General features: G+C 49.1%; 17 protein-coding genes. 8 read left to right on the top strand and 9 right to left on the bottom strand.

Features of this window, described 5'->3' with window-relative positions; genetic code table 11:
- Positions 1-48 precede the first annotated feature (48 nt).
- A complete protein-coding gene (locus P6574_RS09340; protein WP_310620051.1) occupies positions 49-903 on the bottom strand; it encodes an ankyrin repeat domain-containing protein in 855 nt (284 codons plus the stop codon).
- A gap of 223 nt (positions 904-1,126) precedes the next feature.
- Between P6574_RS09340 and P6574_RS09335 the strand changes: the two genes are divergently transcribed.
- The gene (locus tag P6574_RS09335; protein WP_310620050.1) at positions 1,127-1,636 is read left to right on the top strand and encodes a toxin-activating lysine-acyltransferase; all 510 of its coding nucleotides are present in this window, start codon (positions 1,127-1,129) and stop codon (positions 1,634-1,636) included.
- Between the two features lie 84 nt (positions 1,637-1,720).
- Here the strand turns inward: P6574_RS09335 and P6574_RS09330 are convergent, their stop codons facing one another.
- On the bottom strand, positions 1,721-2,353 hold the full coding sequence (locus tag P6574_RS09330) for a tyrosine-type recombinase/integrase (protein ID WP_310620049.1): 633 nt from the start codon (positions 2,351-2,353) through the stop codon (positions 1,721-1,723).
- Between the two features lie 468 nt (positions 2,354-2,821).
- Between P6574_RS09330 and P6574_RS09325 the strand changes: the two genes are divergently transcribed.
- Both P6574_RS09325 and P6574_RS09320 read left to right on the top strand, forming a co-directional pair.
- Positions 2,822-3,780, top strand: a protein-coding gene (locus tag P6574_RS09325) for an IS630 family transposase (RefSeq protein WP_310620048.1) whose coding sequence is annotated in 2 segments (ribosomal slippage) — positions 2,822-3,163 and positions 3,166-3,780 — 957 coding nt in all. Because the reading frame shifts where the segments join, the coding sequence is not laid out codon by codon here.
- A 79-nt stretch (positions 3,781-3,859) separates the two neighbouring features.
- Positions 3,860-4,849 carry an IS481 family transposase gene (locus tag P6574_RS09320; RefSeq protein ID WP_310618980.1) on the top strand — a complete coding sequence of 330 codons (990 nt, stop codon included), beginning with the start codon at positions 3,860-3,862 and terminating at the stop codon, positions 4,847-4,849.
- A 167-nt stretch (positions 4,850-5,016) separates the two neighbouring features.
- On the opposite strand, the gene P6574_RS09315 is transcribed toward P6574_RS09320, so the two are convergent.
- Complete coding sequence (locus tag P6574_RS09315) at positions 5,017-5,568, bottom strand: recombinase family protein (RefSeq protein ID WP_310620047.1); 552 nt, start codon at positions 5,566-5,568, stop codon at positions 5,017-5,019.
- Between the two features lie 256 nt (positions 5,569-5,824).
- Between P6574_RS09315 and P6574_RS09310 the strand changes: the two genes are divergently transcribed.
- The 3 genes from P6574_RS09310 (at position 5,825) to P6574_RS09300 (ending at position 10,744) form a co-directional block, all read left to right on the top strand.
- Positions 5,825-5,983, top strand: a complete 159-nt coding sequence (locus P6574_RS09310) for a hypothetical protein (RefSeq protein ID WP_310620046.1) — start codon at positions 5,825-5,827, stop codon at positions 5,981-5,983.
- Between the two features lie 270 nt (positions 5,984-6,253).
- Positions 6,254-9,808 carry a protein kinase domain-containing protein gene (locus P6574_RS09305; RefSeq protein ID WP_310620045.1) on the top strand — a complete coding sequence of 1,185 codons (3,555 nt, stop codon included), beginning with the start codon at positions 6,254-6,256 and terminating at the stop codon, positions 9,806-9,808.
- Positions 9,809-9,853: 45 nt separating this feature from the next.
- The gene (locus P6574_RS09300; RefSeq protein WP_310620044.1) at positions 9,854-10,744 is read left to right on the top strand and encodes an SDR family oxidoreductase; all 891 of its coding nucleotides are present in this window, start codon (positions 9,854-9,856) and stop codon (positions 10,742-10,744) included.
- Here P6574_RS09300 and P6574_RS09295 read toward each other — a convergent pair.
- The 3 genes from P6574_RS09295 to P6574_RS09285 form a co-directional block, all read right to left on the bottom strand.
- On the bottom strand, positions 10,714-12,075 hold the full coding sequence (locus P6574_RS09295) for a TfuA-like protein (RefSeq protein WP_310620043.1): 1,362 nt from the start codon (positions 12,073-12,075) through the stop codon (positions 10,714-10,716). The two genes, P6574_RS09300 and P6574_RS09295, sit on opposite strands and share 31 nt — an antisense overlap.
- Before the next feature lie 4 nt (positions 12,076-12,079).
- Entirely contained in the window at positions 12,080-13,318 is a 1,239-nt protein-coding gene (locus P6574_RS09290) for a YcaO-like family protein (RefSeq protein WP_310620042.1), read from the bottom strand.
- 77 nt (positions 13,319-13,395) lie between these two features.
- Positions 13,396-13,671, bottom strand: a complete 276-nt coding sequence (locus P6574_RS09285) for a hypothetical protein (RefSeq protein WP_310620041.1) — start codon at positions 13,669-13,671, stop codon at positions 13,396-13,398.
- A gap of 276 nt (positions 13,672-13,947) precedes the next feature.
- On the opposite strand from P6574_RS09285, the gene P6574_RS09280 reads away from it, so the two are divergent.
- Positions 13,948-14,889 carry a GGDEF domain-containing protein gene (locus P6574_RS09280; protein ID WP_310620040.1) on the top strand — a complete coding sequence of 314 codons (942 nt, stop codon included), beginning with the start codon at positions 13,948-13,950 and terminating at the stop codon, positions 14,887-14,889.
- A 52-nt stretch (positions 14,890-14,941) separates the two neighbouring features.
- Positions 14,942-15,079: a hypothetical protein gene (locus tag P6574_RS09275; protein WP_310620039.1), complete on the top strand. Its 138-nt coding sequence runs from the start codon at positions 14,942-14,944 to the stop codon at positions 15,077-15,079.
- A 315-nt stretch (positions 15,080-15,394) separates the two neighbouring features.
- Here the strand turns inward: P6574_RS09275 and P6574_RS09270 are convergent, their stop codons facing one another.
- From P6574_RS09270 to P6574_RS09260, 3 genes are all read right to left on the bottom strand, one after another.
- Positions 15,395-16,081, bottom strand: a complete 687-nt coding sequence (locus P6574_RS09270) for an IS6 family transposase (protein WP_405048086.1) — start codon at positions 16,079-16,081, stop codon at positions 15,395-15,397.
- Between the two features lie 348 nt (positions 16,082-16,429).
- Positions 16,430-17,458: an IS110 family RNA-guided transposase gene (locus tag P6574_RS09265; protein ID WP_310619544.1), complete on the bottom strand. Its 1,029-nt coding sequence runs from the start codon at positions 17,456-17,458 to the stop codon at positions 16,430-16,432.
- A 319-nt stretch (positions 17,459-17,777) separates the two neighbouring features.
- A complete protein-coding gene (locus P6574_RS09260; protein ID WP_405048138.1) occupies positions 17,778-25,460 on the bottom strand; it encodes an amino acid adenylation domain-containing protein in 7,683 nt (2,560 codons plus the stop codon).
- Between the last annotated feature and the right edge of the window lie 29 nt (positions 25,461-25,489).

The following is a 25,489-nucleotide window of genomic DNA, read 5'->3' as shown; positions in this document are numbered from 1 at the left end:
TATCCACCTTTATTAAATTAACAGTAGTCGCAATTTTTGAAATTTTATTTACTTGTAAGAATTCCATAACTTCTCGGCTGCTATCGGGTCTTTGCGTTTTGCTAACTTTAATGCAGTATTGTTATTGTCATCTATGAGGGTTGTGTTCGCGCCGGCACTCAAAAGTAACTTCATGTTCTCAAAATTCCCTCTACGAGCAGCACGTATTAACGGCGTTTGTCCGTTTTTATTGACCGAATTAATATCAATGCCATGCTCAATTAAATAACTGAGTACATTAGTATTTTTTGCTTTGTATGCAGCATGGTGGAGCGCTGTATGCCCGGCTTGGTACGTTCCTCCAGTTTGAATGTGGTGAATATTGGCGCCAGCTTTGATAAGCTTCTTCGTCATTGACAGTGAACCCCGCACAGCCGCAGTCATCAATGGCGATCGCCCAACTGAATCTGTTTGATTAACATCTGCCCCAACTTGAAGTAGCACTTCCAAGATATCTTCGTAGGCAAAAGCGACAGCCCAGAAGAGGGCGCTGCAGCCATAGTCATTAGATTGATTGATGTTGACACCATGAGCTATTAGTCGCTCAACTTCGGTTAAGTTGTTTCGAGCGACTGCCCGCATTAAATCAGTATCAATCTGAGTTCGCGGCTCTTCACCACTAATATGCTCTTGGACTATCTGAGCTAGTCGATCATCTGGTAAGAAACCGCTTGCCCATGCGGAGGCAACACAACCATTGGGATGGACTTTAACAATAAGTTGGCCAGCCTTGGGCGGTGTTATTTTTGCTCCCTCCAGGGTTAGTATTGGCCCCTTAGCTTTATCTTCGGCAGCTGCTCCATGTGGCAAAATAAGTAGACAGCTAAGGATTAGTATAACAAATTGAGAGAGCTTAATTTTCATAGGTTTCTTTCCTCAATTTAAGAAATTTAAAGATCTACCATTCGCGCACCGCACTACCAGTATTGCCATGCTATACCTGCGCCTTCCTGCAATTTTCAATAGGACAATGTGAAATATACCCCTAGAGGTTTAGATGGTTCGCGATTGTGTCTAAGATCAGTTGTGTTATGCGGGGTGCCCTAAGAGATTGATAGCAGCTGACTAGAAGGGATAGTGGCGCGACATGCAGCCTAAAGACACCAGTAAGGCAAGTAATTTTTTCAGCCCTCAAAACGGTATTTACACCCGTTTGAGCCAACAGCAACGCATCAAGTTACTTGGAGAGGTGACCTCCCTGCTGCTCGCCTCCAAACTGCACTGCGAATACCATATCAATGATATCGGCGCTGTGTTCCTGCCGCCGATCCACCTCAACCAGTTCCGCATCTATCGCGACAAACAGACCCCCGTCGGCCTCATCACTTGGGCCCGCCTGACCGAGACAGTCGAACAGGACTATGTCAACGGCGATTATATTCTGCAGCCGCAGGACTGGAACGCTGGCGATCGTCTCTGGTGCATCGACTTCCTCGCCCCGTTCGGCCATGGCAAGCAAATCCTGAAAGACCTCAGAACCAATGTCTTTCCCAATGAAAGCGGCAAGGCCATGCGCATCGATAGAGATGGCAACCCACGCGGCCTCATAAAACTGCATGGCGTAAACCATCTGAAGGCGCAGAGACAACCTACATAAGTAATTCAGGCTGTTGAACGCGCGACACCCTTTCAGCCTCCGACCACAGTTCGCACGTGGTAGATGGCCGCGGCACCTCCTGCTTCACAAGTCGACACTCTCTGAAAGAGCCAAGGCATTTTCCAGCTCGACACCCAGATACCTGACAGTACTGTCCATCTTCGTATGCCCAAGCAGCAGCTGAACCGCGCGTAAGTTCCCCGTTTTCTGGTAGATATGCGCAACCTTGGTCCGGCGCATGGAATGCGTGCCGTAGGCACAAGGCTCCAAGCCGATTGAGCGAACCCATCCCTTCAGCAACCGGGCATACTGGCGCTGCGAGATATGCGGCCACTCATGAAACCGCCCCGGCCACAGATACGTGGCCCCATGCATTGCGGGCTGGTTGATCCAGGTGGCTAACGAGGCTCTGGTGCCTTCCGACAGCTCAAACTGGACCGGCTTTTGAGTTTTACGCTGCAACACCGAGGTCCGGGATTTAACGCAGCCAACAGCATACACATCGCGCACCTTCTGGCAGACAAGGTCACAGCCCCGCAATTTGCTGTCGATGGCCGTATTAAACAGAGCCAAGTCACGGAGCTTATGTGCCAGCTCCAGCCGTACCCGTATCGACCAGACATGTTTGGGGAGCAAAGGACGTTTTTGCCCAACGAGGCGACCCTTGTTCCAAGCGGGTTTTGGCGGGCAGAGCATGGGAAGGTTTTTAATGGTCATGATGAAGTCTCCACGCCGTCCCGTCCCCATCCCCGCTAGCGAAGTGTAAGTCTGAAAGCTGGAAGAACCCGTTAGAGGCGATATTACTCATTATCGCGCTTAAAAATTAAGCAAAAACATCAAAAGGAGAGCCAAATCTCGCAGTGCAGCGAACGGCAGCTGTTGGCCCATTCCGCCCCTAAGCTGCAGTGCCACAGCAAGACCAATCCTGATCAATTTACGGCAGGGATCTCGCCAGCTTTAAAATTCCACGGCCGCGGCACTTCGTGCACTTTTGTTTCTGCCTGCTTTCTGCTGGCATACTCAGGTTACCTTGGTCAAACTTCAGCCAAATGCGCTGCATCGCGTGGCCCAAGTATGGGGCGGAAGCGTCATTAAACCTCTAAAGCAATGAGGCGCAACGCTGAATCGATTGGGGATTCCCAATCAGGTTGATTTGTGATTCACTCCTTTTAGGGAGGAGATCACATGGGCCGGCCACTTTCACTTGATTTACGCCTTCGCTTTAAAAGGCTCATTTTATCCGGGATGAGCGGGCGTGAAGCAGCACGCCGCCTGCTGATCTCTCCAGCATCAGGATCTCGCTTGGCCCGTAACGTTCGGGAGGGGCAGAGTTTAATCCCGGTCAGGACAGGGCGCCCAAAGGGAGGCGGAAAATTGGAGCCCTACCTCTCCTTCTTGCGCGAGCTGGTCAATCAAGACGGAGATATCACGTTGATGGAGTTATGTGATGCACTTTTCATGGCTGAGGGAGTGAGGGTTCACCATACTTCCGTCTCCAAGGCTTTGCGCCGTCTTGGCTACACCTATAAAAAAAATCGTTGGTGGCAACCGAGCGTGGCAAACTCCATGTACAAAATGCCAGAGATGAATGGCGCCACACCCGTCAGCCTATAATGCGTGATCTGCCTGAGAGACTGGTGTTTCTCGATGAAACCAGTGTTAAAACGAATTTAACCCGGCTGCGAGGCCGAGCCTTTAAAGGGGAACGAGCCCTTGACACAGCGCCGTTTGGACGCTGGCAGAACCAGACCTTTATCGCCGGTTTGACCCACGAGGGACTCATTGCGCCCTGGGTTCTGGACGGGGCCATGAATGGCAAGGCATTCACCACTTATATCACGACACAACTGGCTCCATGCTTGCACCCTAAAACGGTGGTCATTCTGGATAACCTGTCCACACACAAAGTTCCAGAAGCCGCAAGGGCCCTCAGACAAAGCGGGTGTTGGTTCCTTTTTCTGCCGCCCTATTCTCCTGATCTCAATCCTATCGAAATGGCGTTTTCCAAGCTCAAAGCACACCTACGCAGAATGAAAGCCAGAACCTTTGAGACCTTGATAAAGGCTCTGGGTGACATATGCGATCTGTTCACACCCCAAGAGTGTTGGAATTACTTCAAGGCAGCTGGATATGTTTCAGTATAAAGGCTCAAGACTATAGGTGTATAGTCCCGCAAGGAGATGGAATCAGTTTATTATTGACGCCATCTTGTAAGGAGGGGCTATGGGACAGGTATTGCACGGCAGCGCCACGACTACTCACGCGGTTCGATCGGCCATCCAAAAATCGGATGCGACAATCAAGGAATTAAGCATCCGTTATAACATCAACCCTAAAACGGTGATGAAATGGAAGAAACGGACCAGCGTAGAAGATCAACCCATGGGACGGGAAAATCCGCGCTCTACAGTCCTCACTCTGGCTGAAGAGGCTGCGTGTGTCGCTTTTCGCAAGCACTCTTTGTTACCGCTTGATGACTGCCTTTATGCTCTGCAGGATGAAATCCCGCATCTGAGCCGGTCCTCCCTTCACCGCTTGTTCCAGCGTCACGGAATCTCGCGTCTTCCAGCTCCAGATAAGGACAAGGTGAAGAAACGTTTCAAAGCTTATCCGATCGGCTATTTTCACATAGATATCGCGGAAGTCCGAACTGCAGAAGGCAAACTGTATCTGTTTGTGGCCATTGATCGCACATCTAAATTTACCTTTATGCAGCTGCATGAAAAAGCGACCAGAAGGATTGCTGGCGACTTTCTACGTAGCCTCATCAAGGTGGTTCCCTATAAAATCCACACCGTTCTAACAGACAACGGCACCCATTTCACCGATCCCAAAGGCGACAGCTGGAACGCTAAGGACATTACGCATATGCTCGCTACTGGCCAGCCATTTCGCTGCCATGGCTTTGTTCTGGCTTGCGCCCAAAACCATATCGATCACCGGCTCACAAAACCAGCTCACCCCTGGACGAATGGCCAAGTCGAACGCATGAACCGCACCCTCAAAGAGGCCACTGTCCGGCGCTATTATTATCAGACACACAGCGAACTACGCACTCATCTGGAAACGTTCATACAGGCTTATAACTTTGCCAAGCGCCTCAAGGCTCTCAAAGGACAAACGCCCTTTGAGTACATCACCAAGCAATGGACAAAAGAGCCGGACAGATTTATGAAACAACCACACCATCTCATCGTGGGACTAAACATATAGGTTTAGAAATAGGCCTGTCTGATATGATTTTTTCGAGGGCTATGGGAGACTTAACTGCTGATGAGTAAGTGAGGTCCACACATTGTGTATGGGAGAGAAGGGGCGATAGCAGTGATCTATATTGATGTTATGCCCGAAAGGCATATCAACGGGAAAAAGTGGAGAACTCACTCGCTTTTTACATAAGAATATAAGGTAGGCTTGGATATGCCCATCATCTTGCAAATCTTCGCTATTGGTGTTTTGCCTTCCTTGTAAAGATGTACGGCAAGACGGCGCGTATCTGGATCAAGCGCTTTTGGCCTTCCACCTACACGCCCTCTCGCCCGCGCGGCTTTAAGGCCTGCTTGAGTGCGCTCTCGAATGAGATTACGTTCAAATTCAGCCAGAGCGCCAAAAAGGTGGAACGTTAGTTTGCCAGTTGGTGTAGAAGTATCAATGACCTCCTGTATACTCTGTAGGGCTACTTTGCGCTCTTCGAGCCAAACTGCCCATTCAATAAGGTCCTTTAGGGAGCGACCCAATCGATCCAACCGCCACACCACGAGGGTATCTCCCTCACGCAGAAGCTCTTTGGCTTTACTCAAATTCGGACGCGCAGCAACAGACCCACTCACATGGTCAATAAAGACCCTCTCACAGCCAGCAGCACTTAACGCGTCTTCTTGCAGCAAGGAGTTCTGATCGAGGGTTGAAACACGAGCATAGCCGATCTTCATTGAAGGCCTCGCAGGGGAGTTAAGTAACCCGGTAGTAGAGGTGGTTTTGAAACCTAGTTTCCCTTACCGAGTAATTTAACTTGAGAAAGTGCAAAAACTCAAGCGTACGGAAGAGAGCACCCTTGAGTAAAGAAAACCCTCGTTTGCTTTACTATAATATGGGAGATTTTTACATAAACATCATTTTGGTCCCAATCAAAGCTATATGAACAGATCGAGCAGATTAATTAAGGTATAGTTTTAGCCCTTGATCACAATGACAGGAGTGACCGAAGAGCAAGATCCAAGGACCACAAGCGCAGCAGCTGCGAAGACAGTCAAGGATATCAAAAGCAAGACACGAAAACACAACTCCCGTAAAGATAAAATCTGCATTTTGCGCGTAGCTCTGCAAGGCGCAGAGCAGCAGCGCTGAAGTGTGCTGTCAAGCCTGTGACACTGGGACGCAAAATTTTCTATTTATGGGGCCGGAGGCTAGCAGAGAACCTGCAGCCATTACCTATGAGCTCGCGCAAACTGTCAAGTTTAATAGGGTTAACGCACGAGCATTACTACCCTTCAAGCTCACTTCAAAGAAATACATAAAAACGTTAAGCTAAGTTTTTACTGAAGCAGAATCGTTATATTTCACGGTAGAATCTATCGGTTCTCATATTACATTTGATTCTTATTAATAGACATTTAGATGAAAAAGATTGGTAAACAGTTAGGCCCGTACAAAATTATCAAACCGATAGGCCAAGGTAGTATGGGTGTTGTATTCGCCGCGAAACACGCACTCACTGACAAACAAGTTGCCATAAAAGTAGCGACAAAAAGCGACGTCTCCAAATTAAACCAGCTGCGCCGTGAAATCAGATCCCTTGCAAAGCTTAAACACCCCGGTGTTATTCAGGTTATAGAACATGGCATTTCCGAGGGGCTTCCCTGGTATGCAATGGAAAGACTGACGGAGCCAACGCTTGCCAACACAATAGTTCAGATTTGGTCTCACCAGCACGGTTCTAGAACCACTCCCACAAATCAAATCTCCCTAAGGGCAGATTACAGTCCGGAAGCAACACAGATCAGTCTTGAAGACATCATACTCTCCGACAACATAAACTATAATGACAATGAAGAGATGATAGACATCCGCAATCAGGCTGCCGCCGGTCAACTGGATGACATACTGACACTGATCTACGGTATTTGTGAAGTGCTCGCCTATGTGCACGGTCTTGGTATCATTCACCGAGACCTTAAACCCGATAACGTCTTCATATTGAAAAACAAGTTACCTGTCCTGGTGGATTTCGGACTTGTCACTCAGGTACGTGGCACAATAGGCCGGGAAGTTATAGAAAACGCTCAGGTCGTTAGCGGATCGCCTCACTTTATGGCCCCGGAACAAATTCGAAATGAAACGCTTGATGCGCGTTGTGACTTGTATAGCCTTGGATGCATTTTATATGAGCTCGTGACAAGCTTAAAGCCTTTTAGTGGTTCACGCGCCCAGATCTTTCACGCTCACCTTGAGCGTATCCCTCTTAAGCCTTCCAATCTTGTTCACGGTGTTCCAAAAGCACTTGATGACTTAATCATGGCGCTCTTGGCTAAAGAAGTAAATAGGCGCATAGGTTACGCAGAAACAGTTCTGCAAGCCCTTGAGGATCTGGGCACTCAAAGGCCCCAGTGGCCAAGTGCTATTCCGTCTGCGCGCGCCTATCTGTACCGTGCTTCCTTCATCGAGAACGCCAGAGTAAGTACGGACATTGAAAGCCACCTGAGACGTGTCAAAAAAGGCGCGGGCCAAATCCTTGTTGTTATGGGCGAAAGCGGGCTGGGTAAAACACGTTTGGGCTCCGAAATGGCCAAAAAAGCCCAACGGTCAGGTATGGAGGTTGTCTGCTGTGAGTGCGCAGCAAAGGGTGGTGACAACGCGCAATCAAAACCTATCAGCCAACCGCTCTATCCGTTCTTGCAATTATTGGATCAGGTCGCTGACAATTGTATGGAAGGTGGAGAGGCAAGTTTCCAAACCCTGTGTGGCAAGCATGCAGCAGTGCTCTGTGAATATTCAAGCAGCATCAAGGAGCTTCCTTGGACGCAGCTGTTGCCAGCCCCGCCTAAGCTGGAACAGGAACAGGCCATTACACGCCTGTTTGAAGCCTTGCGCAGTGTTCTTGCCGCCTACTCTAAAATTTGCCCCTTACTGGTGATTCTGGATGACTTGCAATGGGCGGATGGACTTACACTGGCGTTCATAAAGTACCTTTCAGAATATGGTTTGGATGATGCCCCCGTCCTCCTGCTTGGAACCATGCGCTCTGAAGAAAGAACACAGGAAATTAATGGCATTTTATCAGCTGACAACGTCAAGGAAGTCTCGTTGGCGCGAATGGATATCCGCGATATTAAGAAACTGGCAAGTGGCATGCTGACCGTCAGCCAGCTCCCCCATACCTTCGCAGAGTTTCTCTTCGAGCGCAGCAATGGAAACCCTTTCTTTATTGCCGAGTATCTACGCACAGCCATAACAGAGCGCGTACTATGCCGGGACCAGACCGGCAAATGGGCATTTGCAGATCAGGCTCTTTTTGAGTTCACCAATTATGAAAGCTTACTGCTGCCGGATACAATCAGCGATCTTATTGAACTGCGTCTGGCCCGGCTAAAACCAATCGCACGCAAAGTGGTTGACTGTGCCGCATTGATTGGTCGCCACTTCGAGACTGACCTCATTGCCTCTGTTAAGGGTCTGACTGAAGAAACAGTAGGGCAGGTCATCGACGAGCTCGTTGAGCGCCAGATACTTGAGACTGACGATAAGGACGGCTTCCGCTTCCTCCACGATAAAATACGGGAAGTGGCAGAAGCCCAGCTCACATCAGAGCGCCAACGTGAGCTGCACAGCAAAATTGCACGACAGCTTGACAAGCTGCGTAATGATGCAAAAGGACAGCAATCAAATAATGTCCGCCTGGGGCACCATTGGGCATGCGCACAGGTTCCTGACAAAGCCGCGCAGCATCTGCGCCTGGCCGCAGATCAAGCACACCGCCATCATGCGATTGAAGAAGCACTCCAACTCAATCAAAGGGCTCTTCTGGAAACCCAAAAGGCCCGGCGGCAACAGCCAGAGCGCAAAGCCCATTGGGACAGGGAAACCATTACCGCCAATGAAGCACTGGCGGCCCTGCATTCACTCAAACGTGATTACGAGCCGGCCCGTAACGCTTTGCGCCAGGCCCTTGATCAAAAGCCAGGCGATTTCATCACTAAAGCCCGGCTTAACAGACTACTGGGCAAAACATTTGAAACAGAACACAGACATAAAGAGGCATTGGCGGCCTATAGCGAAGCTGAACGCCTCCTGAACTCTGATCCAGCCCCTTCCTGCGCATGGGGCGATGAACTTATTGAGGTTAAGCTGGGGCGCCTATGGACCCACTACTGGGCAGCAAACTCACACTTGATGGGCATCGAAATTTCAGAGACACAAGCGCTGATAAAAGAAAGAGGAACACCACGCCATCTCTACCAGTTTTACCTGACACAGATATTCAGAGATCTGCGCCGTGATCGTTATCGCGTCAAACATGTGACTGTGAAACTCGGCCGCCAATTGTTGAAAGCCGCTGTCGACGCCGACATGGAATTTGAGGCTTCCTTTGCCCAGTTTGAACTAGGGTTCCTTTTGCTGTTTGCTGGAAAACTCACAGAAGCAAAACAAGTACTTTTGAAAGCGCTGGAACAAACCAAACAGATTGGCGACACCAGCGGCGAGGTCCGAACGCTATGTTACTACGTCATCCTGATGCGGCGGATGGGAAACATAGATAAAACGGAAATCTTAGCCCACAAGCTTCTGAAATCAGCCGTAAAAGCTAAAATGACAGATTATATTGGTATCGCCCATGCAAGTTTGGGATGGGTTTACCTGAAACGGGGGAACGTTGACTTAGCCAGCGTACAAACCCGCAAAGCTAGGGAGATTTGGGCAACCCTGCCCTTTGATTATTCCATGAAATGGACCGCGGTTTTGACTGAACTGAAAATTGCTTTTGATGCCCGAGACCTTGAAAAACTGTGTAATTGCGCCAAAATATTACGCCATAAAGTGCAGCTTTGGCTTCCAGATCAAATCGACGTTGCTTTGAGCGGCATCATAACGGGCTTTACCACAAAAGATGACCGCAAAGTATTCATCAGCGCAAAAGAAGCATTACTTCAAGCCGAAACCTTAGGTTTCCTTTAGAATACATGCTACTGTTTTTCCTTATACATATTTAGGGGGAATCAAATGATCCTAGTTGTTGGAGCAACTGGCGTGCTCGGGTCTAAAACCTGTAAGCATTTGCTGGAAAAAGGTCTGCAGGTCAGAGCAATGGTGCGTAACAGCAGCAGCCAAGAGACCATTGAAACGCTGAAAAAACTTGGCGCTGAAATTGTCGTGGCGGACCTGAAAGATCCAGTCTCCGTAAAATCTGCCTGCAAAGGTGTAGCTGCAGTCGTATCTACCGCAACATCTGTCTCCCGGCCAAGCGAAACCAACAGTTTTGAAAGCGTTGACCAGCAAGGACAACTGAATCTGGTCGCACTTGCTCAAGAAAGCGGCGTCAACCACTTCCTATATATTTCCTTTCCCGAATTTCAGGGTACATTTCCGCTCCAGAGCGCGAAAAGGGCCGTCGAAGCTGCCTTACGTACCTATGGAATGGATTACACCATCATTCAGGCCCCGCATTTTCAGGAATCCTGGCTGGCAGCACCCACCGGCATAAATCCGCAGACCAATGCAATGCTCACGTTTGGCGGTGGGAAAGGCAAGATCTCCTGGATTTCTATTGATGATGTATGTGAAGCTATCGGCGCAAGTCTGAAAGCTCCTGAAGTCAAAAACCGCACGCTTCAGATTGGTGGCGCTGAGGCACTTAGTCAGGAAGACATTATCTTGCGCTGCGAAAACCTTGCGGGTAGAACGTTGAAACGGGAGGATTTGCCCCAGAAGCAACTAGATATCATGTTCTCATCTGGAGACTCGGTAATGCAAACATTTTCCGGCTTGATGAACGTGTGCGTCAAAGATGGCTGCGAAGTTGACAACACAGAAGCCGAGAAGATTTTAGGCTTCCGCCCCCGGCCAATCGAAGACCATCTCACTCAGTTAGTCGCCTCACTGCCTTCCAGTTGAGGAATGGAAGACACCGCAGCCTCATAAAGATAATCTCTGGCCAGAGTCTGGAGAAAAGCCCTTCGGCTCTTCAGGCCCAAACCAGTAATGTGACTGTCCAGATGCGCCGGAAGGCCGGTCTCCAAGCGCTCATTAAAATGCCAGCTCAGAAGCTGGTCCGCAGAAGGATTATCTTCAGTTTCGAAAAAAATATCCAGATCAACTGCTGAAACCAACCTATTCTTGTCAGCAATTTTCTCAAGGAGATCACCATATATCCCTGCAGAGCGCAAAACATCTACTAAGGACTTTTTGATCTCAAGTTCCAAACCAGCCCTTATGGTTTCGATACGTTGCTCGCGCTTAATAAGAGAAATCAGCTCATCTGCAACAAGCCTGTTGTGCTCCAACCACTTCTGAATGTCGGGACCCTCAATAATGTCGCGTTTGACGAAGAAGGAGTGGAGCTTGTACTGAAATTTTTCCGGCTGCTCTGCCAGTGCAGTGCGATCTGCTTCCCTTAATGCAAGAGCACGGGCAACGGCCCCCTCAATAATTTGGCCATACCGCTTTGGATTAAGACGCAACTCATCCAGCAGATCATCAATCTCTTCGGAGCTTTCGGATGCTTCCACCTGCCGAATGAGTTTCTCCCATGTATCTGTGTGCGCAAAGGAGTATGAAACCTCTTTGGGTTTGGTTGCCTGAGCCTGTTGCTCAGATAAAACCTTGAGCAGCTCCACAGCGTCTTCGCGCTTAATATCTACTTTACCATGGGGCAACCAGCCCCTAAGCCGCGCAATCTCATCATTATCGGCCTGCCCTTCCAAAGCTGACAACAAGCGTTCATAACTGCGCGAAGAAAAATGATAGGACCTGGCCGTTTCCTCACACTGCGCCCGAAAAATCTTCGAAATCACCCGTTCATTTTCAGCCCGATCGAGAGTTGCCCGAATATTGACCATAGCTTCAGACAGCTTCGGGTATCCCAGCTCTGCTGGCCCATGGGTAATTGCAACCTCATCATCATCTTCAAGCTTTGCTTCGTAATAGGCCTGAAAAACCTTACCAATGCCAACCATGCCAAAACAAGCCAATTCAGCCGCCCGCAACGCTCCCATGCTCGAAGCGCCGTAAACATGCACACCCTGAGACATTGCCCAGAGAATCTCTTTGTGCCAGACTGCAGGAACCTGTTCGAAAAACCCATCCACGATACCAATCAGACGTGCACCTTTCTTAACAGCTCTGTAAATATCGCCCTGTGAAGCTGGGGGAAGAAAAGTCGCAGGTAACTGATCTTTGGCTTCAGAAAGCGAAAGGCTCGGGCCAAGAAAAACAACAGTAGACATAGATTTAAGTGCCATCAGATTGGGAAGTTTCAAAAAGCTTCAATCGTTTACCCGGAACATAACCGGGCGCATCGTGCAGACCTTCAAGACCGGGAATAACAACACGTGCAACCTCAATTCCCTCAACAACCCCACCAAGATTGACTGTTGCGACTTGCTCAATACCTACAACGCGAAGCTGCGAAAGCTGATAGGAGATATCCTCTTCAAAACTCTCTCCGTCAAAGCTAGGGGCTTCAGAAAACACAAAACTGGCTCGCTCAGCACCTTCATCTATTAAATTCCGAATTTTGTTTACCTGCACTGGATTTCGAGCAGTTTCAAAAAAGTCGCGATGCGCATCATCTCTGGCACCGGCTATGAAGGTAAGCCGCGTTTGTGCTGCTTCCGTCAACGCCCTCAAAAGAGCAACTTCACGAGCACAATGGCATCCACTGCCCTCACTTGCATACAATTGGCCCAGATGATTGGGCTGCTGGTCAACAATAGTACAAGCAAAGGCTGGCAGACCAATATCTGTTGTAATAGACCAAACGCCTACGGCCAGTCCGGCACCGTGAAGCATTTGTAACACCCGAAGACACTCTTGGTCTTCAACACTTGACAAATCCAGCCGCCCCTGCGGACTTTCCATAGCACCACGCGCGGTCCAAAGGGCAAGCGCATCCCTCTCCACTAACTCGCAGATCCCATGACTAACGGCTTCGAGCCAGCAGTTTCCACTGGCAAGCCCGTTGGAACTCATCTGAAAGTGGCCGCTACTGCCAGAAAGTGGAAGTGTAAAGTTGGTGTGAACCATCTCAAAAGGAATCCAAACCGGCTCTTCGACCATCAGCTCGTATCCTTCACACCACAAAATCTGGTGGTCTAGGCCCAGTAATCTGTTTTCAACACGGGGCAAACGCGCCACATCTAGAGCAGCTCCGTCTTGAGTAATTTCCCTCAAGCTGGCCAAACGCAATAGAAGTTTTGCATGTTCCGCGTGGTATCCTTCAATGGCCTCCATGATACCGGAGGCCTTCGCAGAAAAAAGATCCAACCCCTTCCCCTGCGAGACCGCAAGTGAGCGGGCATTAGGCCGGTAGACTGCAACAACAGGCAGGCCAACCCTATCAAGCCCGGTGATATTCGCCACCCGGGTTATGCCAAAAAACTGCAAAAATGGTTCAACACGCGAAATAGTCTCTTCAGGAGACACGAGCCGGTGAGTACCTTTGCGGTACTTCTTCTTCACTGTAGACACCAATTGGCATTATCCCGAAACAGATCAGTCCCCAGCAGGAAACTCATGCCCCCTGCTTTGTGAGATGGCCAATCCTATTAATAACCACCCTTGATCACATCAATATTCAAGAGAAAACAAGTGGCCCCTACCGTGCTTGGAGTTCTCTTATCCTCAGAATCATCTTTCTCGTAGGTCGGGATAGATGCAACCGCTGCACCAAACTTTACCAGTTCTTCCACTCTTACATGGTCAGAAATCGGCTCGGGTGTTTTATCTTTCCATTCTTGCTCTGGGATTCGATATACCTGATCTTTCCAAATAATCAGAACATCTTGATCGTATTCAACTTTTTCAACTGCGTCACTAGACATTATTTTACCTCCCCACAAAGAAATTACTAATTATAGGATAATATCCAATATCACTTATATACATATTTACAATGATAATTTAGTATAATAACTTGCCAAATTAAATATAGTCATACAGAAACTACAAATAACATTAAATTAGTAGGTAGAATACATATTATAATTGATAAGTCCAGAAACCGGAACGGTAAAAAAATCTTACTGTTTCGGAAAATGCAAGGATGACAAGGGACCGTGAGGAATCATTTCAACACAAAAACTGGCAAAATTGACGATATGCCAGACAACCTAGTTGAAGAGGGATCAGATGCGGTCGAAACTGCCCACTTAGGCCCTTTACCCCCTACTCTCGGTCCGTCAAACTACACAGGCCAGAATGACAATACCCAGCCGGGTATCATGTTTGTCAACGGCAACGAAGCTGGTCAAGTTTATCTGTTGGATGCACCTCGCATTGAAGTGGGGCGCGCGCAGTCTTGCCGGATCAAACTGGGAGATAACAGCGTCAGTCGTCGACATCTTCTCATAGAAACAACACCGGATGGAGTTGAGGTCTTTGACCTAAAGTCTCGCAATGGTGTGTTTGTAAACAACAGGCAAATCAAAAGGTGTTGGCTAACGCCCAACGATATTATCCGCCTTGGGCCCTCAGTAATATTGCGCTATGCATTATTTTCCAATGTGGAGCTAGAAGTATATAAGAAAATGTATCAGGCAGCCACGCTGGACCCGCTGACACAGACTTATAACAGAAGATATTTTAACAACTATCTGGAACAGGTCCAAACCTTACAGCCCCTTAAAAAAAACTTCTCACTTATTCTCATTGATGTCGATCATTTCAAACGCATCAATGATAGGTTCGGTCACCAGACCGGCGATCGCATCTTGTTGCACATTGCTGACATCCTACGCTCAACAGTTAGGGTGGAGGATGTGGTTTGCCGGTATGGCGGTGAAGAGTTTACCGTTCTGCTAAATGCCATTTCTGCTCGCCAGTCGGCTGAAATTGCAGAAAATATTCGCAATAATGTTGAATGCACCCCCCTTCGTCAAGAGAACTTGGCAATCCACTCAACTGTATCAATTGGCATCGCCATGATTGAAGAAACAGACGGCGATTTGGACAACTTGCTCAAATTGGCCGATACACGCATGTATGCGGCAAAGAAGAGCGGTAGAAACCTAGTAGGGACAGGCCTCATTAAGCTAAAATAGGTTTCCGGAGGGCATTGCCATCTATGAACACGCCCCGGATTGCAAGCGTTTTATGAGTTTTAGCAATGTAGGTTTTCAGTCATCTATCCGGCCTGTTTGCGCGGTCTATTCCGCTGGCCCTGATGGAATTCGTAGACCAACACCCAATCAAGTTGGCGAGCTCGAAGCTCCGACAATGCCACGGGGTTAGTTGGTCCCGGTTACCCTGTTTTGCCATCACATCACGATCACCCTCGCAATTGGTTTTAATACGACGCTTTATACTTCCACTGAGTTGTACCGATATGTTTGCGACACGGAGCTTTGAGCTCGTGGTTATGATATTGGACCTGATCGGCGCTTATCCATAACGGCCCGCGAGGACAAAATCTTGCAAAAAGGCCTGATACACGTGCGCACTTGATCCCATGGTTTTTACGTCTGAGTAACTCTCGCATTGACTAAGGCATCCATACATGTCGCAAAGTTTGCCTGAACCCAGATTACGCCTCTGGTCTGGACGCACTTATCCTGCGAGCGCCATGAACTGATGATAGGCTGGAACGTCCTCCTGATTGAGTTGCCCTTTTTTGATCAAGTGTGCAGTTTCGATGCCCTCAAGGGTGGCCTGAGCTGAATGGAAGGCCTTGAAACCCATCATCGGCCTTGTCAGGCGTTTGATGAAACGGTGGTCTTGTTCAATGATATTGTTCAGGTATTTGACCTGCAGGATATCGATGAAAGACCACCAGTATCCGGTGAGTAGTAAATACAGGTTGATGTTCGTCAACCCGGCGCGGTTGGCTCCGCTCTTGTCCATAACCACTTTGTCCGGAAGAACATTGGCGCCAATGGCGGTTTCAAAAAATGTCGTGGCCGCCGCCTCATCGCGGGTCTTTGAGAGCATAAAATCAACGGTATCGCCGTGCTTATCGATGGCACGATAGAGGTAAACCCAGACGCCTTTGACCTTAATGTACGTCTCGTCTATGCGCCACGAGGTACCAACTTTACGCTTTTGTTTTCTCGCCTCTTGTGCAATCAGCGGCGAATACCGCACCACCCAACGGTTCAAAGTGGCATGATCAACATCAACACCGCGCTCTTGCATGATCTCCTCCAAGTCGCGGTAGGAAACCGAATAGCGAACGTAGAAGAAGACGGCATAAAGGATGACGTCTTTGGGATAGTGGACACCTTTGAAACTGACCAAAATATAAAACCTTCAACCGCAAAATCAGAGCAGAAAGCGTCTAGACGAAAAGCCAGGCCCTGAAAACAGGTCAAACTTTGCGACATGTATGGATGCCTTAGTCAATGCGAGAGTTACTCAGACGTAAAAACCATGGGATCAAGTGCGCACGTGTATCAGGCCTTTTTGCAAGATTTTGTCCTCGCGGGCCGTTATGGATAAGCGCCGATCAGGTCCAATATCATAACCACGAGCTCAAAGCTCCGTGTCGCAAACTGGTTTTCCTGATCCGATCTTAGTGATCCTGGGTCCTTAACTGTCAGATGTCCCTTGCAATCCCTCCCGGCTTACCGACGAAACAAGCCACGTTCACACAGCCATGCTTGCCGGATCTCGATAGGTTTCTCCCTTTGTTATCATTGCCCATACTGTTCGCGCCATTTTATTTGCCAGCGCCACAGCGGCCACCAGAGGAGCTTTTCTTGCCAGCAAGGCCTCAAGCCACGGATGCCGGGGCGCGCCTTTTTTGCGGGCCCACCAAATAACTGTTGTCGCGCCAATAATCAGCAGCCTGCGAATATCACGCTGGCCGGCTTTAGACGTCTTCCCAAGCCGCGTTTTGCCCCCCGTTGAGTGCTGCTTGGGAACCAGGCCCAGCCAAGCGGCGAAATCCCGCCCGCGCTTGAACGTGGCCATTGCGGGGGCAAAAGCCTCTATCGCTATCGCGGTGATTGGGCCGAGCCCGGGAATGGTTTGCAGAATTTTTGCCGTACCACTGTTTCTGGCCAATGTCTGAAGTTTTTTCTCAAGCACCTTAATCTTTTGCGTATGCTCGCCAATCTGTTCAAAGTACAACCTCGCCATTTCATGAACAATCTCAGGAAGATGTCCCCCATCCGCTTCAAGACGCTGCCTCAGCTTCTCAACATGGACCGCGCCATGAGGGACGACCAGTCCATGTTCGGCCAAATGCGCCCGCAGCGCGTTAATCATTTGGGTTCGCTGGCGCACCAGAATCTCACGGGTGCGGAACACCATCGAACGGGCCTGTTGAAGTTCGCTTTTGACCTCCACAAAGCGCATGGTGGGACGGGCGGCGGCTTCGGCAATGGCAAAAGCATCGTTGGCGTCGTTTTTCTGGCGCTTAACAAAGGGTTTGACGTAAATCGGCGCAATCAAGCGAACCTCGTGCCCCAGCTTTCCCACCTCTCTTCCCCAATAATGGGAACTCGCACAAGCCTCCATTGCGACAAGACAAGTTGGCAGCTTACCCAAAGCCTTCAAAAAACCCGCACGAGAAACCTTCTTTGAAAACACGACATGTCCGTCTGCAGCGGCTCCATGCAGTTGAAAAACGTTCTTTGATAAATCAACTCCAACAACGGCAAGGTTCTTCATGGTTGCGTCCCTCTTTTTCCAAAAGCTACACTCTGCTCAGTATTGCAGAAATGCGCCGGGAGAGGCATCCATTCCATCACTACCCTATGGGAGGCCTAATTACCTATGAACAGGTGGGGTGAAAACACCGCATACAGTCTAGTCGTAGCTATCTGTTACTGGTTATGAGTCTGGACCCTAAGCTCGTTTATGGGGCCTCCTTTTATAAGTAGTCATGACAGCAAATTGGCGCATCAATACCGGAAAAGGAGTAACTATCCCATCAAGCACTAAAAACACTTACAGTCCGATGCAGTTTCATGAACAGCAGTGCCGATTATCATTCCTCTTTTGGACTTGATAAGCTTCCCATCCATTGGGAAACTACGTCGACTACTTCCCTGCATGTAACTGGCTTTAAAAAGCTGTCGTGAGAAGTAAGAGTATCTGCAATGTCTATTCGAGAACAGAAGTTCGGCCACCCAAGTGTTGGGTCTTCTTTTTTATTTATATTTTCCAACCCTCGTAGAACGAGAGTAGGCCCATTGAAAACTTCAGTTTTCCCTTTCTTGGCCAGTAGAAAGAGGTTTGTCACATAGTTTTTAATCAATCGTTCGGCAAAAGCTCGGGGGGCCTGACTGACTTCAGTTGGAATAAGTTTTCGAAAAGTCAACACATCTAGTATATGCTTCAGCTTTTCGTTATCTGACAAGAATTGATGCTTTCCATTAAATTCAGGTTCATACAATTCTCCATAGAGCTGATCCAAAACTTCACTCCAGGGCGCATCTCCCGTAATATACCGTGTTACATTTTCTTTTTCATCATCTGAAGGGTGAATCAAAGAATCGAGGATCACCAGTCCCTTAACATCCCTCCCCAACTTCTGAAGGCGTACGGCCACATCCTGAGCAATCACACCGCCATCTGACCAACCAACGCAAAATAGTGGACCTGTCACCTCTTTAATAATCGTCCCTGTATAGCAGTCTATCATTTCGTCATAGTTTATAAAGAAACGCTCATTATCTTCCCACCCTCGCGCGCGAACTCCGATTACTTTACCATATTGGCCCCACTCACGGAGCACTTTGTCCTGACCATAGTAATACCCAAGGCCATCAGCTGCATGGAAACACAAGATTACCTGCTGGGTCTGAGCCCCGCGCTCTAGGCCTCTGGGAGCTACAAAATGAATGAGAGGAGAGTAACTCCGTTTCTTTGAAGACAGGCGTTTTGCCAGTTCCGAAACTGTTGGCTTTTCAAGTACATCCCTGACTCCCAGATTACAGGACCCCTCACCTTTCAGGCGTTCGATCAATCTCACTGCGCTCATTGAATCTCCACCTAGGTCGAAAAAACTATCCTGCCGTCCAACTCGCTCCAGCCCAAGAAGCTGGGCAAACGTTGCTGCAATAAAAATTTCCGACGCAGTTTCAGGTGCTTCATAGGATTTATGAACAGATACGGCAGCAGCTATTGGAAGAGATTTTCTATCTACCTTACCAGAAGAAAGCAGTGGCAACCGAGATAGAGCCACGTAATGGCTGGGTACCATATATAGGGGTAAAAGAATCTTAAGTTGAGCGCGAAGAAGACCAATATCTAACAAACTTTCGACATCAAGAGTTCTATCTTCTCTGGGGCTGAGTTTTTCCGTTTTTTTGACCAAAGTAATCGTAGGTTGATGATAATCGACAATCTCCGGGACTACACAAGCTATGATACGAGTTTGTCCTTCAACCTCATCTACAACGACTACAGCCTGAGAGATGCCCGGTTGAGCAATAAGTACCGATTCAATTTCACTTAGCTCCACACGCATACCGCGGATTTTGACCTGCTGATCCATGCGCCCCAAGTATTCCAGCTGACCATCCCTGCGCCAGCGGGCAAGATCCCCTGAGCGATAAAGGCGCTCGCCTGCTTTTTTAGAGAAGGGGTCAGCAATGAACTTATCCGCAGTAAGACCTGAAAGACCCAAATAACCTAGGGCAACCTGAACCCCACCGATCACCAGCTCTCCCGCAATTCCAATTGGAACCGGGTTAAGAAATGTATCAACCACATAAGCCTTCGTGTTCGGTAACGGAAAACCAATTGGAACGGAATTCACGAAGTCCTCTTTACCAATTCGGCTCATAATAGAGTTGACTACAGTTTCGGTTGGCCCATAGGCATTAAAAAGAGATTTGACCTGTCCAAGAAGTTTACTTGCCAAACCTGGCTCAACAACTTCCGAGCCAATAAACATTGTAAGGTCAGGCAGAAATGGTAACCCATCAGGGAACATAACTCCAAATACAGATGGCGTTAGTTCCATGAAGGTTGGAGGATATGTTTCAAGAAGTTGGGTGACGTAGTCCCGAGAGCCAAAGCGGGTACGATTAAACAGGACCATTTTCGACCCACCAGCCAATGACAAGCAAAAGTCCTGAATGGACACATCAAAGCTAGCAGAAGCAACTGACCAAACTACATCCTTTTCAGTTAACTCGATGAGGGTACTTACTGAACTTACAAATGCATATAGCTCTTTATGGGATACCATCACCCCCTTTGGTTTTCCCGTAGAACCAGAAGTATAGAGAACATAGGCTAATCGGTCAGACTTATAGGGTTGTAGTCCCTCCACTTCTGAAAAACCTTCTCCGCTGTTATATTGGAAACTATGAAGCCCCCCTTCATCATATATATATGGGTGAAATCCATTTAATGCAGCACATTCGGACAAAGTTTCACTATGCCTTTTTTGTACTATAAGTACTTTCGCATCAGCATCCTTTAATAAATAAAGAATCCGGTCGTGAGGATAGTCCGGATCTAAGGGTAGGTAAGCACCTCCTGCTTTCCAAATTGCCAAAAGTGAGACTACCAATTCAATAGAGCGTTCTAGACACACACCAACAACCTGCTCCAAACCTACCCCCTCAGCCATGAGAGAACTTGCGAGCATGTTAGACTGCACATCAAGTTCCCTATAATTTAAACACCTGTCGCCATCAAAAACTGCAGATGTTTCCGGCTGATTCCACACTTGTCTTGTAAACAAATCCAGTATCCCCTCGTAAACGGGATAGTCCACTTGCGATGTATTAAAGCCATTGACGATTTGCTGACATTCTGCCTCACTTAATATGTTTAGTTCCCCCACTGATATTGATGGGGTTTTAAACGCTGCACACATAAATCTCTTGAACAAGTTCCCAAGGCGGCGCACGGTTATTTCTTCAAACACATCTGAAGCATACTCTAGGGAAATATGGATACCATTAGATCCCGGATAGACATCAACGCTCAGGTCAAACTTTGAAATTTTTGGAGACGTTTCTTCCAATACTTCCAGTGTCATGTCCGGACGTTTATCCCCTCCCTCATCCCCATAAGCATGCATCGTCAATAGGACTTGAAACAAAGGCGTTGTATTGGAAGGCGCAATTTTAAGCCTCTTAACGATCCATTCAAATGGCACATATTGATGGGCAAACGCTTCCATCACCATGTCTCGGACATTATCGAACAGATTCTCAAAGGAAGTCTTGCTTTTCACATTACTCCGCAACACCAGCGTATTCCCAAAGTAACCAAATTCATCCCAAAGGGCGGCATCGGGCTTCATCACATGGGGCGTGCCCAAGACGATATCGTCCGTTCGGCACACCCGGGACAATAGGCCGGAAAGGGCGGCGACAAACACCATAAACGGAGTTCCACCATGACGAACAGAGAAACTCTCAATTGCTCGCCAATCCTCTATGGAGAAGAAGTGCTCTTGAATTAGATGCCCTGCAAAATTCCGCAAAGACGGTCGCGGCCTATCAAACGGCAGGTCCAACGCCTGAGGCAAACCCGCAAGCTGCTTGTGCCACCATTCCAGATCCTTAGCCAGAACCGGGGCCAGCTCCTTTGAGCGTTGCCATGCTGCGTAATCAGCATAATGCAAAGTGATCTCCGGCAGATTGGAAGTGCCACCGCTTAGGGCTGTCTCATACAGAGCAAAGAAGTCCGATGGCATCACATGGCTAAGCGACCAGTTATCCCCTACACTGTGATGGATGGCCAGACACCAGACATGCCAATCTTCACCAAGCTTGAGCACCAGAGACCGACAGGGGTACTCTGTACCAAGATTATAGGGCGCAGCAATAAGATCTGAACACCGCACCTTGACATCCTGCTCCATTTTTTCCGTCAAATGTGCGCTTCCGGACCAGTCTTCGAATACTAGTTTTAAGTTACCGGGAGGATCTATTAGCTGAAACAGCCCTTCGTCCCTTTCCACCAACCTCGTTCGCAGCACCTCATAGCGGTCTAAAACACCCTGTACGGCTGTAAGCAAGGCCTGAGTGTTTACTGCCCCTTTGATGGAGATGGGCAGGCCTTCATTGTAAACAGGTTTGCCTTCATAGACTGTGTTGGCCAACCACATGCGTTCTTGTTCGAACGAGGCCGGGATTGGGTTTTGTCGCTCCACAGGGAGCACCGGCGGCAAGGCCTCACCTTGGATCCCCGTCTCCAGTGCTTGGACAAACTCGCGTACGCGCGGATGCTCAAACACCAGCCGCACCGGCACATGGACCCCAAGGGCCTTTTCCAAACGCATGGCAAATTGCGCGGCAAAGATGGAATGACCGCCGATATCAAAGAAGTTGTCAGCAAGGCCCACCCGCTCCAGATGCAGCCGGTCATGGGCAATCACATCACGCATGATCTGACAGATGAGAGCCTCACGCTCAGTACGCGGAGCTTCATAGACGGTTTGCACAGCCACACTTTGGTTCACCGGCAACGCTTTACGGTCCAGTTTCCCTGATGGGGTCAGGGGAAGACGGGAGAGAACCACATATGTACCTGGAACCATATGTTCAGGTAAAAAGGTCTTCAGTTGTGCCCGCAGCAGGCGGATATCAAGCAAGGCTTCTGGGTCCAGCACATGTGAGGACTGGCGATCAAGGTCTGAGACCGCTTCCACATCTTTGCCCACAGCACTTGCGATATGCACATCGCCAATGCCCTCGGGAACCAGACAGGCCACCAACCGTGCCTGGCTTCCTGCCCCATCAACCGTGACTGCGGCTTGAGCGATCCCGTCCTGAGAACTCAGAACAGCTTCTATTCCACCCAGCTCCACCCGCATCCCGCGAATTTTGACTTGATGGTCCATGCGCCCCAGATAGTCCAGTGTGCCATCAGGCCGCCAACGGGCCAGATCGCCTGAGCAATAAAGCCGTGCTCCGGATTTCCCGGAGAACGGGTCCGCAATGAACTTTTCCGCAGTCAGTCCAGAACGCCCCAGATAACCGCGGGAAACCTGAACCCCGCCAATGAGCAGCTCCCCCGCAACACCAATGGGAACCGGATGCAGGTGAGCGTCAACCACATAAATCTGCGTGTTCGCAACCGGAGAGCCTATGGGTAGGATGTCCAAATTGTCTTCCGCACCAACAGAGTAATAGCTAGCAGTTATAGTCGTTTCCGTTGGACCATACGAGTTGATTATGGAAGATCTAAGACTGAACAGTTTATTGCTCAGATGAGTACGTAGTGCCTCCCCTCCAGCAACTGCACGGGCACCTTCGAATAAAACAGCACAGTGTTCGATTAAGGTTTCTATGATAGTTGGTGTACCACCATATACAGCTACCTTTGCGCTAGAAAACAAACTGCTTGATAAAGGTTCATGTAAAAGACTTTCAAGACTTCGCAGTGACACCCAACCGCCGCTAATAAGAGGCACCAGTGTCCTTTCAATAAAAGCATCGAAAACAGGTTCTGAGACTACCAAAGCACCTTCACCCTCTTTTATCGCGTAGACTGTCTTCATAGACAAAAGAAGGTTGGTTAGTGGGCCATGGCACACTGGAACGGCTTTCGGTTTTCCCGAGGAGCCCGAGGTATAGATGATATAGGCCAAGATATCAGCACTAGGAAGGCCACCAAAAATTTGCGCTGCCTTACCTTTCCCCTTATAATTGCAAAGCCAATTTGGGGAATGAATTGGTTCCAATACTGTAACCAAATACCGCGCGTTTACTAGCATTGCTGCAAGGCGGACATGACCCCGCTGACTTACAATTACGTGATCCGCATTGACATCTGCAAGCATATACTCAAGTCGATCAAGCGGATAATCTAAACTGAACGGTAAATAAACTCCCCCTGACTTGAATACTCCCAACAGCACAACTATCAACTCTACCGATCGTTCCAGACACACACCAACAATCTGTTCCGGTCCAACGCCCTGAGCAATCAGATAACGGGCCAGCTGGTTGGAACGCCCATCCAACTCGGCATACGTCAAGCAACTGTCATTGTCAGTTACAGCGATGGCCTGCGGATGCGCCTCTACTTGCCTTGCAATCAGATCAAGGACCGTCTCCCCGGATGGATAGTCCACCTGCGTTTCATTAAAGTTTTTGAGAACCTGTTGACGTTCCCCATCCCCCAGAATGTCCAGCTTTGCAATGGGAGCGTGAGGGGCTTGAAGCGCGCCACAAATAAACCGCTTGAACATGTCCCCCAAACGGCGCACCGTCTCCTCCTCAAAGATATCCGAGGCATACTCCATGAAAATTTGAACACCATCCGTTCCTGGATTGATGTCTACGCTCAAGTCATACTTGGAGACCTTGGGAGCGGCCTCCCAAATCATGTTGAGTATCAGGCCAGAGTTTTTAAATGCCTCAGCATCTGCATAGGCATGCATCACCAGTAGAACCTGAAAGATCGGCGTGACATTGGAAGGAGAAGCTTCCTGAGCTGACACAATATCTTCAAACGGTACATACTGATGGGCAATCGCCCCCATTACCGTATTGCGGGCGCGGGTGAACAGACCTTCAAAAGTATCATCCCCTTCAACCTTGGTCCGCAACGCCAATGTGTTCCCAAAGTAACCGAATTCATCCCAAAGGGCGGCATCGGGCTTCATCACATGGGGCGTGCCCAAGACGATATCGTCCGTTCGGCACACTCGGGACAAAAGGCCGGAAAGAGCGGCGACAAACACCATAAACGGGGTTCCATCATGTGAAACCGCAAATTCCTCAACCGCCCGCCACAGCTGTGGCGAGTAGCTTTGTGCTTGTATCCTCTGTCCTTCAGAACTGCGTTGAGGTGGGCGGGAACGGTCCGACGGCAGGTCCAACACCTGAGGCAAACCCGCAAGCTGCTTGTGCCACCATTCCAGATCCTTAGCCAGAACCGGGGCCAGCTCCTTTGAGCGCTGCCATGCCGCGTAGTCGGCATAATGCAAAGTGATCTCTGGCAGATTGGAAGTGCCACCGCTTAGGGCTGTCTCATACAGAGCAAAGAAGTCCGATGGCATCACATGGCTAAGCGACCAGTTATCCCCTACACTGTGATGGATGGCCAGACACCAGACATGCCAATCTTCACCAAGCTTGAGCACCAGAGACCGACAGGGGTACTCTGTACCAAGATTATAGGGCGCGGAGATCAGCTCCGCACAGTGTTGTATAGCCCGGCACTCAAGGTCTTTGGCTGTAAGGCCATACCCCGACCAGTCCTCAAATACCTGTGTTACGCTGCCCACGGGGTTGACCTGCTGGATCAACTGCCCGTCCTGTTCAAGCAGCTTCGTTCGCAGCACCTCATAGCGGTCTAAAACACCCTGTACGGCTGTAAGCAAGGCCTGAGTGTTTACTGCCCCTTTGATGGAGATGGGCAGGCCTTCATTGTAAACAGGTTTGCCTTCATAGACCGTGTTGGCCAACCACATGCGTTCTTGTTCGAACGAGGCCGGGATTGGGTTTTGTCGCTCCACAGGGAGCACCGGCGGCAAGGCCTCACCTTGGATCCCCGTCTCCAGTGCTTGGACAAACTCGCGTACGCGCGGATGCTCAAACACCAGCCGCACCGGCACATGGACCCCAAGGGCCTTTTCCAAACGCATGGCAAATTGCGCGGCAAAGATGGAATGACCGCCGATATCAAAGAAGTTGTCAGTAAGGCCCACCCGCTCCAGATGCAGCCGGTCATGGGCAATCACATCACGCATGATCTGACAGATGAGAGCCTCACGCTCAG

Source organism: Pseudovibrio sp. M1P-2-3 (assembly GCF_031501865.1).
GTDB classification, from domain to species: Bacteria; Pseudomonadota; Alphaproteobacteria; order Rhizobiales; family Stappiaceae; genus Pseudovibrio; species Pseudovibrio corallicola.
This window is presented reverse-complemented; position numbering and strand designations above follow the sequence as displayed.

What these genes read in the sequence shown, in the direction of transcription:
- P6574_RS09310 (WP_310620046.1), top strand. Translation starts at nt 5,825, where the DNA reads ATGACAGGAGTGACCGAAGAGCAAGATCCAAGGACCACAAGCGCAGCA.
- P6574_RS09330 (WP_310620049.1), bottom strand. Translation starts at nt 2,353, where the DNA reads ATGACCATTAAAAACCTTCCCATGCTCTGCCCGCCAAAACCCGCTTGG.
- P6574_RS09315 (WP_310620047.1), bottom strand. Translation starts at nt 5,568, where the DNA reads ATGAAGATCGGCTATGCTCGTGTTTCAACCCTCGATCAGAACTCCTTG.
- P6574_RS09335 (WP_310620050.1), top strand. Translation starts at nt 1,127, where the DNA reads ATGCAGCCTAAAGACACCAGTAAGGCAAGTAATTTTTTCAGCCCTCAA.
- P6574_RS09260 (WP_405048138.1), bottom strand. Translation starts at nt 25,460, where the DNA reads ATGCGTGATGTGATTGCCCATGACCGGCTGCATCTGGAGCGGGTGGGC.
- P6574_RS09320 (WP_310618980.1), top strand. Translation starts at nt 3,860, where the DNA reads ATGGGACAGGTATTGCACGGCAGCGCCACGACTACTCACGCGGTTCGA.
- P6574_RS09285 (WP_310620041.1), bottom strand. Translation starts at nt 13,671, where the DNA reads ATGTCTAGTGACGCAGTTGAAAAAGTTGAATACGATCAAGATGTTCTG.
- P6574_RS09265 (WP_310619544.1), bottom strand. Translation starts at nt 17,458, where the DNA reads ATGAAGAACCTTGCCGTTGTTGGAGTTGATTTATCAAAGAACGTTTTT.
- P6574_RS09340 (WP_310620051.1), bottom strand. Translation starts at nt 903, where the DNA reads ATGAAAATTAAGCTCTCTCAATTTGTTATACTAATCCTTAGCTGTCTA.
- P6574_RS09275 (WP_310620039.1), top strand. Translation starts at nt 14,942, where the DNA reads ATGAGTTTTAGCAATGTAGGTTTTCAGTCATCTATCCGGCCTGTTTGC.
- P6574_RS09305 (WP_310620045.1), top strand. Translation starts at nt 6,254, where the DNA reads ATGAAAAAGATTGGTAAACAGTTAGGCCCGTACAAAATTATCAAACCG.
- P6574_RS09295 (WP_310620043.1), bottom strand. Translation starts at nt 12,075, where the DNA reads ATGTCTACTGTTGTTTTTCTTGGCCCGAGCCTTTCGCTTTCTGAAGCC.
- P6574_RS09300 (WP_310620044.1), top strand. Translation starts at nt 9,854, where the DNA reads ATGATCCTAGTTGTTGGAGCAACTGGCGTGCTCGGGTCTAAAACCTGT.
- P6574_RS09280 (WP_310620040.1), top strand. Translation starts at nt 13,948, where the DNA reads ATGCCAGACAACCTAGTTGAAGAGGGATCAGATGCGGTCGAAACTGCC.